Source organism: Marimonas lutisalis (genome assembly GCF_005434965.1).
GTDB classification, from domain to species: Bacteria; Pseudomonadota; Alphaproteobacteria; order Rhodobacterales; family Rhodobacteraceae; genus Marimonas_A; species Marimonas_A lutisalis.
In genome coordinates, this window is sequence record NZ_SKCI01000007.1 from 24,245 (window position 1) to 39,539 (window position 15,295).

17 protein-coding genes are annotated in these 15,295 nt (G+C 62.6%); 11 read left to right on the forward strand and 6 right to left on the reverse strand.

What is annotated here, in order from left to right; translation table 11 throughout:
- Positions 1-98: 98 nt before the first annotated feature.
- From E0501_RS20285 to E0501_RS20330, 11 genes are all read left to right on the forward strand, one after another.
- Entirely contained in the window at positions 99-335 is a 237-nt protein-coding gene (locus E0501_RS20285; protein WP_137703238.1) for a hypothetical protein, read from the forward strand.
- Between the two features lie 133 nt (positions 336-468).
- Positions 469-756 carry a co-chaperone GroES gene (locus E0501_RS20290; RefSeq protein ID WP_137703239.1) on the forward strand — a complete coding sequence of 96 codons (288 nt, stop codon included), beginning with the start codon at positions 469-471 and terminating at the stop codon, positions 754-756.
- 42 nt (positions 757-798) lie between these two features.
- Positions 799-2,427, forward strand: coding sequence for a chaperonin GroEL (gene groL, locus E0501_RS20295; protein WP_137703240.1), 1,629 nt, complete (start codon positions 799-801; stop codon positions 2,425-2,427).
- A gap of 105 nt (positions 2,428-2,532) precedes the next feature.
- Positions 2,533-2,667 carry a hypothetical protein gene (locus tag E0501_RS21720; protein WP_268888900.1) on the forward strand — a complete coding sequence of 45 codons (135 nt, stop codon included), beginning with the start codon at positions 2,533-2,535 and terminating at the stop codon, positions 2,665-2,667.
- A 270-nt stretch (positions 2,668-2,937) separates the two neighbouring features.
- The gene (nhaA, locus tag E0501_RS20300; RefSeq protein ID WP_137703241.1) at positions 2,938-4,248 is read left to right on the forward strand and encodes a Na+/H+ antiporter NhaA; all 1,311 of its coding nucleotides are present in this window, start codon (positions 2,938-2,940) and stop codon (positions 4,246-4,248) included.
- A 395-nt stretch (positions 4,249-4,643) separates the two neighbouring features.
- On the forward strand, positions 4,644-4,769 hold the full coding sequence (locus E0501_RS21725) for a hypothetical protein (protein ID WP_268888901.1): 126 nt from the start codon (positions 4,644-4,646) through the stop codon (positions 4,767-4,769).
- Positions 4,770-4,785: 16 nt separating this feature from the next.
- Positions 4,786-5,172 carry a DUF302 domain-containing protein gene (locus E0501_RS20310; protein WP_137703243.1) on the forward strand — a complete coding sequence of 129 codons (387 nt, stop codon included), beginning with the start codon at positions 4,786-4,788 and terminating at the stop codon, positions 5,170-5,172.
- A 1-nt stretch (position 5,173) separates the two neighbouring features.
- Entirely contained in the window at positions 5,174-5,827 is a 654-nt protein-coding gene (locus tag E0501_RS20315; RefSeq protein WP_137703244.1) for a TVP38/TMEM64 family protein, read from the forward strand.
- A gap of 96 nt (positions 5,828-5,923) precedes the next feature.
- Positions 5,924-8,257 (forward strand): heavy metal translocating P-type ATPase, encoded by a 2,334-nt coding sequence (locus E0501_RS20320; protein ID WP_137703245.1) that lies wholly within the window; start codon positions 5,924-5,926, stop codon positions 8,255-8,257.
- 10 nt (positions 8,258-8,267) lie between these two features.
- Positions 8,268-8,879 (forward strand): class I SAM-dependent methyltransferase, encoded by a 612-nt coding sequence (locus tag E0501_RS20325; protein WP_137703246.1) that lies wholly within the window; start codon positions 8,268-8,270, stop codon positions 8,877-8,879.
- Between the two features lie 148 nt (positions 8,880-9,027).
- Positions 9,028-9,471, forward strand: a complete 444-nt coding sequence (locus tag E0501_RS20330) for a DUF411 domain-containing protein (protein ID WP_137703278.1) — start codon at positions 9,028-9,030, stop codon at positions 9,469-9,471.
- Between the two features lie 26 nt (positions 9,472-9,497).
- Here E0501_RS20330 and E0501_RS21785 read toward each other — a convergent pair whose 3' ends face one another.
- The 6 genes from E0501_RS21785 to E0501_RS20360 all read right to left on the reverse strand — a co-directional run bounded on the left by E0501_RS21785 (position 9,498) and on the right by E0501_RS20360 (position 15,295).
- Positions 9,498-9,632, reverse strand: coding sequence for a hypothetical protein (locus E0501_RS21785; RefSeq protein ID WP_328591488.1), 135 nt, complete (start codon positions 9,630-9,632; stop codon positions 9,498-9,500).
- Positions 9,633-9,663: 31 nt separating this feature from the next.
- On the reverse strand, positions 9,664-9,921 hold the full coding sequence (locus E0501_RS20340) for a hypothetical protein (RefSeq protein ID WP_137703279.1): 258 nt from the start codon (positions 9,919-9,921) through the stop codon (positions 9,664-9,666).
- Positions 9,918-10,592, reverse strand: a complete 675-nt coding sequence (locus E0501_RS20345; RefSeq protein WP_137703248.1) for a YcbK family protein — start codon at positions 10,590-10,592, stop codon at positions 9,918-9,920. The genes E0501_RS20340 and E0501_RS20345 overlap by 4 nt, the downstream gene beginning before the upstream one ends.
- Before the next feature lie 70 nt (positions 10,593-10,662).
- Positions 10,663-10,917: a DUF6127 family protein gene (locus E0501_RS20350; RefSeq protein WP_205123529.1), complete on the reverse strand. Its 255-nt coding sequence runs from the start codon at positions 10,915-10,917 to the stop codon at positions 10,663-10,665.
- Between the two features lie 32 nt (positions 10,918-10,949).
- Positions 10,950-11,945 (reverse strand): FscB, encoded by a 996-nt coding sequence (locus E0501_RS20355; protein WP_137703250.1) that lies wholly within the window; start codon positions 11,943-11,945, stop codon positions 10,950-10,952.
- The gene (locus E0501_RS20360; RefSeq protein ID WP_137703251.1) at positions 11,942-15,295 is read right to left on the reverse strand and encodes a phage tail protein; all 3,354 of its coding nucleotides are present in this window, start codon (positions 15,293-15,295) and stop codon (positions 11,942-11,944) included. The genes E0501_RS20355 and E0501_RS20360 overlap by 4 nt, the downstream gene beginning before the upstream one ends.

Sequence of the window (15,295 nt, forward strand, 5' to 3'; positions counted from 1 at the left end):
TCTGGATCAGTCCAGCATAGAGCAATTCCTGCGAGATGTACGGATGCATCTGAATCTCACCTTCTCTCAGGTTCACGATGCCAAGGAAGGAAACTCAGATGTCCACCGCAAGCGAACATGCAGGCCAGGCCGCCCTATCGATCTGCGAGGCGCTCCTGCTTGCCATGAACGATCGCGGGTTGCTGCCGGAGCATGAGATCGTGGGGGTTCTTCGCGACGCCGCGGCGACCCATGAGAACGCGGTCGGTACCGAACTCGAAATAGAAAGCCACCGGGCCGTCGCCGAATTGATCAACGCGATCATCGCTGGCGGGAACTCTGTTCGACGCCCGTGAACCGCTCGGGCGGCGGTGTCGATCCGAATTCTCGGAGTGGAGACCGAATAGGATACCGCGGACTTGCGCGCAACGCAGCCAAGCATTTGACCCGACCCGCTTCGCCAACGAAACCTCGACAAGGAGCACGTCGATGTCATTCACTCCACTCCACGACCGGGTTCTTGTTCGTCGCATTGAAGGCGACGAGACGACCAAGGGCGGCCTCATCATTCCCGATACTGCCAAGGAGAAGCCTCAAGAAGGCGAAGTTGTCTCCGTTGGTGCCGGGGGAAGGCGCGAGGACGGCGAGCGCATCCCGATGGACGTCAAAGCCGGCGACCGGATCCTGTTTGGAAAATGGTCCGGCTCAGAGATCAAACTCAATGGCGAAGACCTTCTGATCATGAAGGAGAGCGACATTCTCGGCGTGATCGCCTGAGTCCAAAACTTCAAACCAACCTCAGTCTCAGGAATTCACATCATGTCCGCCAAGGAAGTTCGATTCAGTACCGACGCCCGCGACCGCATGCTGAAAGGCATCAACACGCTGGCAAATGCCGTCAAGATCACTCTCGGCCCCAAGGGCCGAAACGTCATTCTCGATAAATCCTGGGGTGCGCCGCGCATCACCAAGGACGGTGTGACCGTCGCCAAGGAAATCGAGCTTTCGGACCATTTCGAGAATATGGGCGCGCAAATGGTGAAAGAGGTCGCGCAGCGCACGAACGACGAGGCTGGCGACGGCACCACAACCGCGACCGTTCTGGCGCAAGCCATCGTCAAAGAGGGTATGAAGGCCGTCGCCGCCGGCATGAACCCGATGGATCTCAAACGCGGGATCGACAAAGCCGTCGCTGCGGTCGTGGCCGAGATCAAGAGCATGTCCAGACCGGTCGGCGACAGCGACGAGATCGCCAAGGTCGGGGCCATTTCAGCCAATGGAGAAGTCGAGATCGGTCGGCAGATTGCCGACGCGATGGCCAAGGTCGGCAAGGAAGGCGTAGTCACCGTCGAGGAAAACAAAGGGTTGGAGACCGAGACCGAAGTGGTCGAAGGCATGCAGTTCGACCGCGGCTATCTGAGCCCCTATTTCGTCACGAACGCTCAGAAAATGGTCGTCGAGTTGGATGACTGCGTCGTCCTGCTTCACGAAAAAAAGCTGACCTCTCTCATATCCATGGTGCCGTTGCTGGAGGCAGTGATTCAGGCCGAGAAGCAACTGCTGATCGTGGCCGAGGATATCGAGGGCGAGGCGCTGGCGACGCTGGTCGTCAACAAACTGCGCGGCGGATTGAAGGTGGCGGCCGTCAAGGCACCCGGCTTCGGAGACCGCCGCAAGGCGATGATGGAAGACATAGCCGTGCTGACGGGCGGTCAGGTGATTTCCGTGGAAATGGGCACCAAGCTGGAGAATGTCACCATGGACATGCTCGGGTCCGCCAGAAAGGTCACAATCACCAAGGATGACACGACGATCATCGACGGTGCCGGAGCCAAGGACGCGATCGCGGCGCGCGTCAACCAGATCCGGGCGCAGATCGAGGAGACCACTTCGGACTACGACAAGGAGAAACTACAGGAACGGCTCGCCAAGCTTGCCGGCGGCATTGCCGTGATCCGGGTCGGCGGGGCAACTGAGATCGAGGTGAAGGAGCGCAAGGACCGCGTCGACGACGCGCTGAACGCCACCCGCGCTGCGATTCAGGAAGGTGTCGTACCCGGCGGCGGCGTGGCCCTGGTTCATGCCGGCAAGGTGCTGGCGACGCTGAAGGGCGAGAACGGCGATCAGAATGCCGGCATCAAGATCGTCCGGCGCGCAATCCAGGCACCGCTACGCCAGATTGCCGGAAATGCCGGGGTCGACGGATCGGTTGTCGTTGGCAAGGTCATCGAGAACGACAGCCGGAGCTTCGGTTTCGACGCGCAAGCCGAAGAATACGGCGACATGCTGAAGGCCGGCGTCATCGATCCGACGAAAGTCGTCCGGATCGCACTGGAAAACGCCGCGTCTATTGCCGGGCTATTGATCACGACCGAGGCGATGGTCGCGCAAAAGCCCGAAAAGGGCGGCGCCGGTAACGAAATGGGTGGAATGGGCGGAATGATGTGAATGGGCGGGGCCTGTGCGCAGGAGCCTCGGGACGAGAAATCACATTCCCGATGGACATGAACGCCGATCTAGTCAGCACAATAATTCACAATAGGAGAAACGGAAATGACCAAAGGCAACAAGCAACGCGGCAACCGCGAAGCGAAAAAGCCTAAGAAGGTGAAGGAAAAGGTCGTTGCAACAGCCGACTTCATGAAGGGCAAAACCTTGACCAATCTAGGCGAGCACAAGAAGAAATAGGTAGAGGGCCAAGTGATTGGCTATCACTGAATACGGAGCCTGATGGCGGCGGGAGACGACGCGCATAACACTTTGGCGGAGCTTCCGCTGCGCAAGGCTGCACCTATGAGACGAGAAGCACCGGAGATTTCTTTTATTCGCGGAGGCCCGGACGCTTGCCGCCTGAGCCGTCCGGTACGCGGCTGAGGCGCCGGCAACTGCTTCTCGTGGTCAACGCATCCGCGTTGCGATGGCATAGCTTCTCACTACCCGAAAAGGTATGCTTCTCCCGTGATCGATACTCATCAAGGCCTGCCCCATGAGGCCGCCGACAGCATAACGAAACCCTTCGCACGCTTCCTGAAGATCGAAGCGGCAGCTGGTAGCCTCCTGCTCCTGGCTGTTCTGCTGGCTTTGGGGCTCGCCAACTCGCCGTGGCAAGAAGGCTTTCTTCGTTTCTGGGAGACCCCCATCGGCCTCACATTCGGCTCGTTGGATTTCACCCGCTCTCTGCGGCACTGGATCAACGACGGTCTGATGACCCTTTTCTTCTTCGTGCTTTCTCTGGAACTCAAGCGCGAGTTGGTGCTGGGCGAATTGCGAAACCCTCGACAGGCCGCCCTGCCGTTCGCAGGCGCCCTGGGTGGCATGGTCGTGCCGGTCTCTCTGTATCTTGTGCTGATGTCCGGCCAGCCCGGCATACATGGCTGGGGAACCGTGATGGCAACCGATACGGCCTTCGTGATCGGGTGCCTGGCGCTCTTCGGAAGCCGGATCCCGCCCACCTTGCGATTGTTTCTGCTGTCTCTGGCCATCTTTGACGACGTCGGTGCAATCCTTGTGGTCGCCTTCGGTTACGGTGAGGCGTTGAACTGGTCGGCTCTCGGATTGGGCTTTCTGGGGATTGGTATCGTCGCGGGCGCGTCGCGCCTCGGGATCAGAAGCGTACCGGTCTATTTCCTTCTGGGAGCGGCAGTCTGGTTATGCTTCGACGCTTCCGGCGTCCACGCGACTATTGCAGGCGTCATTCTGGGCCTGATGACGCCAACGCGCATATGGGTGAGCGATGCCCGCCTGCGTGAGATCCTTGGGCGAGTACTCGCCGTTCCGACCGGCGAACGTCGACAAGGAGATGCCGCAAGCCACCGCGACCTGCGTCAAGCTGGCAGAGCGGTCACTGAGTCGCTCTCCCCAGTCGAACGGCTCGAGATGATGCTGCACCCCTGGGTCGGCTTTGCAATCATGCCGATCTTCGCACTGGCAAATGCCGGCATCACGATTCAGGGTGTCGATTTCGTACAACCGGTCTCGCTGGCGATCATTGTCGGCCTCGTGTTGGGAAAACCGATCGGCGTCTTCGGGTTCAGCTGGATTGCCGTACGATCCGGCCTAGCGGCACTCGCGCCGGGCTTGTCGTGGCCTTTCATTCTGGCCGGCTCTTTTCTGACGGGGATCGGTTTCACGATGTCGCTGTTCATCGCCGGACTCGCATTCGACAGTCCCGTCCTGAATGCGGCAAAGTTGGGTATTCTCGGCGGATCGGCGCTCTCGGCGATACTCGGCATCTCGCTTCTGATTTGGCTCACATTGCGAATGAGGTGACGAAAACACACAGCCGATGCGCTGCGCGACCTCGTTCATGTACCCTTACTGTCCATCGTCGATGTCGACGCCGATCAGTTCTGAGATGCTTTGCTGCCCAATGTTGCTGCAACAGCCGACGACGCAGCGCAACGTGCAGCAACTGCCCGTAAGGAAGGGAACACGAATTGGAACGACACGGGAACCGGTATGGGCCTTGACTGGCTCCGCGCCCTGCTGATCCTCGTACTGGTGATCTTGGCCATAGAGGCACCGATCAAACTTCTTCGACAATAGGCGGAAGCCGGAAAGGGCGCCCCGCCGTCCAGACACCGATCCTATGCTATACTGCGCATGCAGTAGTGAGGCCTGTTTATTAGGCGCCCCTTAGGGGTGCAACCTAGGAGGACGAGAAGATGAATTGGAACGACATGGGCTTCGGAATGGGTTTCGGAATGGGGTTTGGCTGGCTGTTCGGCCTGTTGATCCTTGTGCTGGTGGTTTTGGCCATAGCGGCGCTGATCAAATATCTTCGGAAATAGGAAAAAGGACTTCGCAATGACCTACACGATCAATCGCGTGATCTCCGGCGCAGGTATTGACGACATTGACTCTCGTGCGCGCAAGGCGCTGGCGGATCAGGGTTTCGGCGTGCTGACCGAGATCGACGTCAAGGCGACGATGAAGAAGAAGCTGGATGTCGAGATGCCGGCCTATCGCATCCTCGGAGCCTGCAATCCGAAGATGGCGCATCACGCCATCGGGATCGAGCCGCGTGTGGGTGCGATGCTGCCGTGCAACGTCATCCTGCGCGAGATCGAGGATGCCGTCGAGGTCAGCGCCATCGACCCGGTCGCGTCGATGCAGGCGATCGAGAACAGCGAACTTACGGCTGTTGCGGGCCAGGTCCGAGACCTTCTCGCGAAGGCCGTTGCCTCGATCTGAGGTGGGGTTGCGCGCAATCATCCTCGTGGTGATGGCGATCCTCGGGATCGCCGTGCTCGGTGCCTGGCTGTTCGCGCCTTCTGCTTTCGACCTGGCACCCGACCTGATGGACGGCGAACGTCTGGAAATGCTGGTGGCGCGCGCCGGGATCTGGGGGCCGGTTCTGATCGTCACGCTCATGACCCTCGCAGTCGTGGCCAGCCCGATCCCGAGCGCGCCCATCGCGCTGGCCGCCGGTGCGGCCTACGGGCATGTCTGGGGAACGGTGCAGGTCGTGATCGGCGCGGAACTCGGGGCACTGATCGCGTTCGGCCTCGCGAGAGTTCTGGGGCATGATGTCCTGCGACGGGTCTTTGGTGACCGCGTCGATGCCGGGCTGCTCGGCTCGCAGACCGCGTTGACCGCGACGGTCTTCGCCAGCCGCCTGATGCCGTTCGTGTCTTTCGATATGATCAGCTACGCTGCGGGGCTCAGTCGCCTGCACGCTTGGCGGTTCGCCCTCGCGACGCTGGCCGGCATCATTCCGGCAAGCTTCCTGCTCGCCCATTTCGGGGGTGAGGCGGTCAGCGGAGACTTTGGGCGCGCGACTTGGGCAGTGCTCGGTCTCGGCCTCGTGACGGGCCTACCGCTGCTCTGGGTGGCGATGCGGAGATAGCCTGAAGAGAGCCTTCCCGACCAAGATTGAAATGGGCTTGACCTTCCAACCGCTGGAGGTGGCAAGCTGAGAAAAAGACCAAAAGGCGCACAGACCATGGAACACGATCACCACCACGCGGCACCCGACGTGCCCTCGGGGGCCGAGACGGCGAAGGACCCGGTCTGCGGGATGACGGTTGCAGTCAAGCCCGATGGACGTCACGCCGAGTTCCAGGGCGAGCCCTTCCATTTCTGTTCGGAGAAATGCCAGACGAAGTTCACGGCGGATCCGTGGTTCTATGCCTCGGGAAGGGCCGCCCGACAAAAGAAGGCCGCACCGGCCAACGTCCAGTACACCTGTCCGATGCACCCCGAGATTGTTCGGGATGCGCCGGGGTCATGCCCGATCTGCGGCATGGCGCTGGAACCGATGGTGCCCTCCGACGAGCCCAGCGAGGAGCTGACAGACTTCACACGCCGGATGTGGATCTCGGCTGCCGCCGCGGTGCCGCTTATTATCCTGACGATGGGTGAACTGGTGGCGCTGCCGGTGCGCGACTGGATCGGGCATCAGACGGCCAGCTATCTCGAGTTTTTGCTGGCCACGCCCATCATCCTCTGGGCGGCGCTGCCGTTCTTCCGGCGCGGCTGGGATTCGATCGTGAACCGAAGCCCGAACATGTGGACGCTGATCAGCATCGGCGTGGCGGCGGCATACCTTTACTCGCTCGTCGCCACGTTCCTGCCGGGGGTGTTTCCGGAACAGTACCGGATGGGCCACGGCGTCGGCACCTACTTCGAAGCAGCGGTCGTGATCGTGACGCTGGTTTTCGTGGGCCAGGTTCTCGAACTTCGGGCGCGCGAGCGCACGGGGGATGCGATCCGCGCGCTTTTGGATCTGGCGCCGAAGACCGCACGGCGTATCCTGCCAGACGGTACCGAATATGACGCCCCGCTGGAGAACATCATGGAGGGCGACCGGCTGCGCGTGCGCCCCGGTGACGCGGTCCCGGTCGACGGAACCGTGATCGACGGCCGCTCGTCGCTGGACGAAAGCATGCTGACCGGCGAGTCGATGCCCGTCGAAAAGGGCCCGGGCGATGCGGTGACCGGTGCGACCATCAACAAGAACGGCTCTCTGGTGATGGAGGCGGGCAAGGTCGGGTCGGACACCGTGCTGGCGCAGATCGTGGCCATGGTGTCGAACGCGCGCCGCTCGCGCGCGCCGATCCAGGGTCTGGCTGACCGGGTGTCGGCGGTATTCGTGCCGACCGTGGTCGCCATAGCCGTCGTCGCCTTCATCGTCTGGCTGACCGTCGGCCCCGAGCCCGCGCTGGTCTTCGCGATCGCTTCGGCGGTGTCCGTCCTGATCATCGCCTGCCCGTGCGCGCTTGGGCTGGCCACGCCGATCTCGATCACAACGGCAGCAGGACGCGGGGCACAGGCGGGCGTACTGATCAAGGACGCCGAGGCGCTGGAACGCATGGCGGCCCTCGATACGCTCATCGTGGACAAGACCGGCACTCTGACCTTGGGCAAGCCGAAGCTGACTGACACCGTGGCGCTGGCGGACGTTCCCGAGGCCGCCCTGCTGTCGCTGGCGGCGGCGCTGGAGCGCGGTTCTGAACACCCATTAGCCGAGGCGATCGTCGAGGGGGCAGAAGCACAAGGGGCCCCGCGGGAGGAAGCCACAGATTTCGATGCTGTCACCGGCAAGGGCGTGCGCGGCACGGTCGGCGGCCGTGCCGTGGCGCTCGGCAATGCGGCAATGATGAGGGAGATGAGTCTGGACACGAGCGCAGCCGAGGCGAAGGCCGACACCCTGCGCGCCGAGGGCAAGACGGCGATGTTCGTCGCTCTCGATGGCGCGCTCGTCGGCATCGTGGCGGTCGCCGACCCGATCAAGGACTCGACCGCACAGGCGATCCGCGAACTTCATGCCCAGGGTCTGCGGGTCATTATGGCGACCGGCGATAACGAGCGCACGGCGCAGGCGGTGGCGGGCAAACTCGGGATCGACGAGGTGCGCGCGGGCGTGCTGCCCGAAGCCAAGAAGAACCTGATCGACAAGTTGCGCCGAGAGGGCCACAAGATCGCGATGGCGGGCGACGGGGTAAACGACGCGCCCGCGCTGACCGCCGCGGATGTCGGCATCGCCATGGGCACGGGCGCGGATGTGGCGATGGAAAGTGCCGGCATCACCCTGCTGGGCGGCGACCTGATGGGCATCGTCCGGGCGCGCAAGCTCGCACGCGCCACTTTGCGCAACATCAAGCAAAACCTGTTCTTCGCCTTCGCTTACAACGCGCTTGGAGTCCCCATCGCAGCAGGACTGCTCTACCCCGTCACCGGCCTTCTCCTGTCGCCGATGATCGCGGCGGCGGCGATGAGCCTGTCGTCGGTTTCGGTCATCTCCAACGCGTTGCGACTGCGGCGGATCGGTCTCTGAGGGAGGAACGATGACCGACAAATCGAACCGCTGGGAAGACGTCTACCAGAGCAAGGCCGATGCTGAGACCAGCTGGTTTGAGGAGCGCCCGCAGATCTCGCTCGACTTGATCGCCGCGACAGGGGCAACCATCGACGCCGCCATCGTCGATGTCGGTGCCGGGTCGTCGCGGCTGGTGGATTGTCTGCTGGAACAGGGCTTCCGCCGGATCACCGTGCTCGACCTGTCAGCGACGGCCCTGGCAAATACCCGCGCTCGGCTGACTGAAGACGTCCCGGTAGAATGGGTTGTGGCGGATGTCCTCGATTGGCAACCTTCGCGGAGCTTCGATGTGTGGCATGACCGGGCTGCGTTCCACTTCCTGATCGAAACCGCCGATCTGGAAGCCTATCTGCGGGTTATGGACCGGGCCCTCAAGCCCGGAGCTCACGCCATCATCGGTACCTTCGCGCCAGATGGCCCGGAGTGGTGCAGCGGACTGCCGGTCGCCCGCTATGACGCGACGCTTCTGGCAAAACTGCTCGGCCAAGACTACCGCTTGATCCGGTCGCAGACGCACGAACACCACACGCCGAGGGGCGGCGTGCAGCGGTTCCATTTCGGCCTGTTCAGGAAGAAGTGATCACTTGAAAATCTGAGGAAATGCACAAGCTGTGTATGATTGTCTGCGTAAGGAAAGCAAACGCTCGTTTCTCCAGAGAGTTACCTGGCAGAAATGGCCCGACGAAGGAGTGATATCTGTGGAATACAGGATCTCTCGCCGCGAATTGATGCTCGGCGCGATTGCAGCTTCGGTCACCATGCGGGTCCCCGCCATGGCTGAAACCAGACCGGCGATCCATGTGATGAAGGACCCAAACTGTGGCTGCTGCTCGGCCTGGATCGAGATACTCGAGAACGACGGCTTTGATGTCACGACCGAGGAGAGCAGCGGTACGCGTCTGAGGCGTTACAAGATAGACAACGGCATCCCGCAGAACATGGTCTCCTGCCATACTGGGCGGATCGATGGCTACATAATCGAGGGCCACGTCCCTGTTGCCGACATTCGCCGTCTGCTGGATGAGCGTCCGGACGCAGTGGGCCTAGCAGTGCCCGACATGCCCTTCGGATCGCCCGGCATGGGTCCGGAAAGTGAACGCGAAGCCTACGATGTGTTCCTGATCCGGCGCGACGGATCGACCGAGGTGTTCACCAGCTACGCTGCCGCATGACCTTGAAGCTGCGAGTCCGCTTCTGATCAGGGACGAGAACACAGGCGCGCCTGCTCCCGCATCACGGCGTAGTCGCTCAACATCTCGACGACGGCTGATCCATTCGGCAGCGCCGCCAATTCCTCGGCCGCTCGCGCCTGAACCTCCCGACTGTACTCCACGACCGGCGGACATGTCGCCAACCCGCCCGCTTCAAAACCCTCCGTCGCGCAGCCGGTCAACCAGCTCGCCCCGATCACGAGGACGGCGAGCCACAGCGTCCAGCATCCGACGTTGGATTTCATTGGTCTTCTCCCTGGTTTCAAGGCGTTCCGCCAGGCGACCGACGCGCTCACCGGTGCGGCGGACCGACAGCAGGAACAGGATAATGGCGAGTGCAATGGCACCGTAGCGCAGGGCGACCCGTGCCAGTGGGCTTGCCGAGATTAGGCCCAGCATGGTGGCGATCATCGCTGCCCCCGCTTCCAATCATCGAGGCGCGCATAGATTGTGACCGCGATGCCGACGAGTGCCACGGCGATGAACACCCAGCGGAGCGTATCGAGATACGGGACGAGCGGAAGGATCGCCTCCTGAGTTTCAGACAGCACCTGCTGCGTAACCTCCACGCCTGCCGCACCCAGCGTCGCCACTCCGGCCGCTCCGCCACCTTTCATGGTGCGGCTATCGGCCAAGACCTCGCGCGCGGGCTGGGTTTCCTCGGCGAAAGCCGTCGCCCGGATGGGGAACCTCTCACCCCAATGCCGCGCCGGGCCAATATCGACATGCATGAACCCGGATCGCGGATAGAAGCCGAAGCCGAGGAAACCGACCTCCCGTGCCTCCGCCTCGAAGGCAACCGGATCATGGTTTGACATCGCGATGTCGAAGGCCGCACCATCCATGTGCTTTGATCGGGTGGCGCCGCCGACGGCGCGGTTGTGTTCAGGACTGCGATAGGCGGAACGGACGATCAGCGGCTTCCCCAGACGGTCGCGCAGCGCCTGTAACTTGTCGAGCGCAGGGCCGTTGATGAGCAGCTTGCCGGTGCCACGGCAGGCGATTTCCGCTGGCGAGAAGTTGGTCCAGCGCCAGGCGCCGTCGGGCACGTCGCGCCAGTGCTCGTAAAAGGTCGTGGTCATCAGGTCCTCCAGAAACGAAAAACCCGCCTCGGAGGGCGGGTGTGGTGAGCGGGTGAATGTTTGAATTGGTCTACGGCGATCCACCGAAGATCTTGAGCTTCAGCGCAATCCCAGCAAGGAGCGCCAGCATTACGCCAGTGGTGATGAGATGGACCGCTGTCTGAACGGCTGTGCGCCGCACGAAGCGGATGCAGTCGAGCAGCGAGCGAAGATCGCGAATATCGAGGGCGGCGTCCTTGCCATCGATCCCGGCGTCGGCCAGCGCGCGCTTGGCCCCTGCTTCAGCCGCGCGTGTCAGCATGTCTTGGAATTCGACCTCGGACATGCGCATGTCACCTTTGTCGGGACGAGGTGGCGTCATGACGAGATGATCCCAACCTCTGTCGGCAGCACGGCCGTGGTCCAGGGCGTGCTGTCGGTGGGGTTTACGTCCCATGTCGAATAGACCGGCGACGGCATATCGGCGGACGGCGTACCGGGAGATGCGTCATAGTCCACGCCGCCAATCCGCAGAAACCCTGCAATGCCGGTTGGCCCGGCCGTGCCAAGCTGGGCGAGCTGTTTCACATGCACGCCCGCGATGGTCGATGCACCGGCCGGTCCCGTCGGCCCCGCCAGCGAAAACGACATACGTTGTCCGACAATGTCACTTGCAGCGCGCGTGGCGATGTCGCCGTCCTTCACGGCATCCACCCCGCCCGAGAAAGCGTCATAGGTCGCGACCAGATCGGGCGTGCGCCGCGCAAACCGCCGCCCAATGGTCGAGACGCCGTCGAGCACCGCGATATGGGCGTAATAACAGGTGGCGGGGTTGTAGAAATCGAAAAGACCGTGGTTCTTCCAGACACAGCGAACGGGTCGACCCTTGCCTCCGGTGTTCGCTGCTGTTGCACTGCTTTGAAGAACGCTGTCGACGTAGAACTCGATGGTGATGTCGGCACTGACCGCAACTTTCACATCGACCCAATAGACTTGGTTCGTGGCAGCAGTGAAGGACGAGGCTCCATCGACATTGGTGTCACCCATTGCCATGGCGTGATATTTCTCATCGTCCCGCTCAGTTCGGACAATCGCAACAAGCGCATTTGCGGTGTCGTAGAACTCCAGGAAGGTGCCATCCGTGCCGATAATGTGGGCGTTAATCGACGGCGCTTTGTATCGAAAGCTCAACCAGATATCCCCAGCGGGCAAGGACCAGGAAGCGGAAAACGGGACTGCGCTCGTCTCACCCGTGTTGATCCGGACGCAGTTCACGTCGAGATCGGCGTCGAACCCGGCGACGTCAGCGCTCATGCGGCCCTCTACGCCCGCAAGGTCAGTGACCTGGTGTCCAAGATGCAGGATATGGCTCATGGGATTACCTCTATGTAAACTGCGGCCTCGGCGGCCGTGAGACGGGAATGGCCGCCCCATTCGTTGAAGATGGCGATGTCCGGGATGGTGAGGCGCGCGTCACTGCCAAAGCCAATATAGATGGCGGCCTCTGCGATGGTCAGCTGTACCGCCCCACCGCGATCAAGGAAGATCACTGTGTCGGCGACCGTCAGACGCGCGTCGGCCCCGATCTCAGTCCACACGGAGACCTCGGCGACCTTGATGCCGTCCGGCATGAAGAGTCGGATCGACCGTGCTTGCCAGGCCTCATAAGCGATTGTCCCAGTCGTGCGCCGCGCCTGTACCCGTACCTCGAAATGCTTGGTGCCTGTGGGTGCGGCCAAGATCGGCACATCCTCCTTGGTCAGCGTGACGCTGTTAGCGGTGCCCACATCGATGACCGCAGCGGGTGGCTCAAGCGTTGTGTCAGTATCGGGATCGACCCAGCGGATCTCGACCGCATAGGTGACACCCGGCTCCGGTCCAATGTCCCCCGCGTCATAGGCGTCGAACACGCTGCTGGTCTGGGTGAGCCTGTCGCGATGGGACCAGGTCAGCAGGACCGGCCCGAGGTTCAGCACGTTAGGATTGACGACCGACACACCGTTGCCGCGCAGATCGCCGGGTGGCAACGGCCGGATAGCGCGACTGGCCAGTGTCACGGCGTCCTCGGGTGCCTGCGCGAGCGGCAGCGTCCCAAAGCCGGTCTCGGGCAGCATCTTGATCGTCACTGTCTCTCCGGAGGCGAAACTTGCCTCAGATGCATTCGCCAGCTGCTGCCAGCAGATCACCGGCGTGCCAGCGGGACGGGTCTGCGGGACCGTGTCGAGACAACCGCGCCCGACCGTGAGCGTCGTCGCACTCACCCCGTCGATCCGGACCAGTTCGTCACCGATTGTCGCAAGCGTCCCGATGGTGACGTCATTCAGGCCGGTCCAGCTTCCGACGTTCAGCACCCGTTCGGCCGGGTCGTCACTGACGTCCGAAACCAACAACGCCGTCGGCACGAACTCAACTGCCTCTTCGAGGGTATAACCCGCCCCGCTGTCGCTCCAGACCTGTGCGGAGAGCGCATCGGCCGAGGGGCGCTCCCCGGCCGCGACGATCGCGCCCACACCGGGATCTTCCTCGAGAAGTGCATCTGCTTGGGCATGCCCCAGCTCCTGGACCAGCAACCAGTATGGTGCTTCGGCGACCCAGCGGCGCGTGAGCGGCTTGGGCGGCAGGATCAGGCTGCCGGGATCGCCGCTTTCGCCGCCGACAAGGGCGGTTTCGCCAAGCGCAAAGACATCCTCGGCGATCTTGAGGCGCACGCCATTGGCGCGCCCGTCGCCATCGTCGATCTCGACAATACGAACGACGACGCCCTCAAGTCCACGCCGGGGGGTTGAAAGAACGATCACGTCGCCCGGATCGAGATCAGCACCAACACGGCTGACCGTGATCTCGCCTGACAGGATCGGTGCGGAAAGAGCCCGCAGGTCGCGTTCTGCGACCCGCACGGCAAGGGACTCGAAGCGAATGCCCGGGTAATCGACCGTCGCGCTGACCACCTGACCCAGATCCTGCACGAGTGCGGTATCGGTCACGCTGACCGAGCCGGTCTGGTCGGTACGGGCGTCGGAAAACTTCGCCGTCACCGAGTTCACGAGATCAGCGGCCTCGCGACGCCCCAGCTCGCCCCAATCGACGACATTGGTCTCATCGAAGACCGGTAGGGTCTCGGGATCATAATTGGCGCGGATTAGGCGCAACTCCCAACGACCGGAGCGACGATCGACATAGAGATAGGCGTCGATGTGCTTCAGCACGTCGGCGATGAAATCCTCGATGGTCGACACTCGTTGCCATAGGAGCGAGAGCCCAAAGCCTTCGGAGAAGAGCGCATCCGCGGCAATGGCGAAGCTGGGCCCGATGTCAGAGAACGTATGCCCCAGCCCCCAGTCGCCATTGGTCAGGCACTCCCGGATGATATGCGCGGGGTTCATGTCGGGGCCTTGCCCAAAGGCCGCACGCAGCGAAGCCACCAGCGCATCAGGATCGCCCGGCGGCACCACAGGGACGCCATCGACCGGCGTGTTGTCGATTTGGGCGGTGGCGCTGGTGTCCGAGAGCGCGATGTTGAAGGCGAAGACATCAACCTCGGAGATGCCGGAAAGCGTGGCAATCGCCGACTGCAGGGTCGAGGCCGGGCTCGGTTCCCCGTCGGTGACAAAGATCAGGATCCTGCGTTTGCCACCCGATCCGTTGAAGAACGTCCCCGCCTGGCTGACGGCGACCCCAAAATCCGTCCCACCGCTCACGGAGCTTGAGAGCGCGTCGACCCATTCCTTGAGTTCACCGTAGGCCGTGGCATCGGCATCGCGCCGCAGGATCGTGCCGGAGACGGTCGAGTTCCAGGTGACGATCTGGACGTCGTTGGGCTGTGTTGTTGTGTCGGGAGCGTTCTCGCCGATCTCCTCGACCAGGCGCGAGACGGCGGCGATCTGGGCCGACATACGCGATCCTGACATCGAGCCCGAAGCGTCCATGGCAATGTAGATCGCAGCATCACCGATCCGGACTTCGGGTACGATCTGTGCCTTTTCGGGATACCATTGTTGGCCGCCATCCTCGGCCTTGAGGATCCGCGTCAGGCGCACCGACCAGGGCTTGAGATAGGGATTGAGGCCGAGAAACACTTGCCGCAGCACGAGCGAACAGATCCCGCGATAGCCGGGCACATCGGCTCCGGCATTTGCGGCGAGATAGTCATTCTGCGCCTGGCTCGGCGCGCCCATCAACACGTCGATATCGCCGACAATGCCGCCTTCGCGCTTCTCGCCGCCGAAGAGGTCGGGCTTGTTGATCCGGATGCGTCCGCCCGCAGCGCCGCCGTTCAGGCTGGGTACGCTCGCGGCATCCGATACCGTCGCAGACTGGGCGGTGAAAGCGGTGGCAGCAGGCTCGGCGAGCCAGGTGGTGATGCCGGTGGCCGCATCATAGGTCACGGCCTGAACCGTCACGGTGCGGGTTGTGTTGTCCGTCAGGAGCTGCAGGTCATAGCTCTGGCCGAGCCGAATGCCCGTGAGCGTGCCCGGGAACCTGACCTCGGCGACGCTGTCGCCGACGGCGGCGGCGGTGGCGGACATATCCGTGACGGTGCCGTAGCTCGCCAACGCGCCGACGCCGGTCCCGGCGGAACTGCTCTGGCCCGAGCCGATCGACCAGGCGGTGCGGTCATCGACCCGGATCTCGCGGATCGCATCGACTGGCCCATGGCAGAGCGCCAGATGCGCCCCGAGCGAATAGCGATAGCCGACGGTCTGGGACTTCGAACGACCACCCAT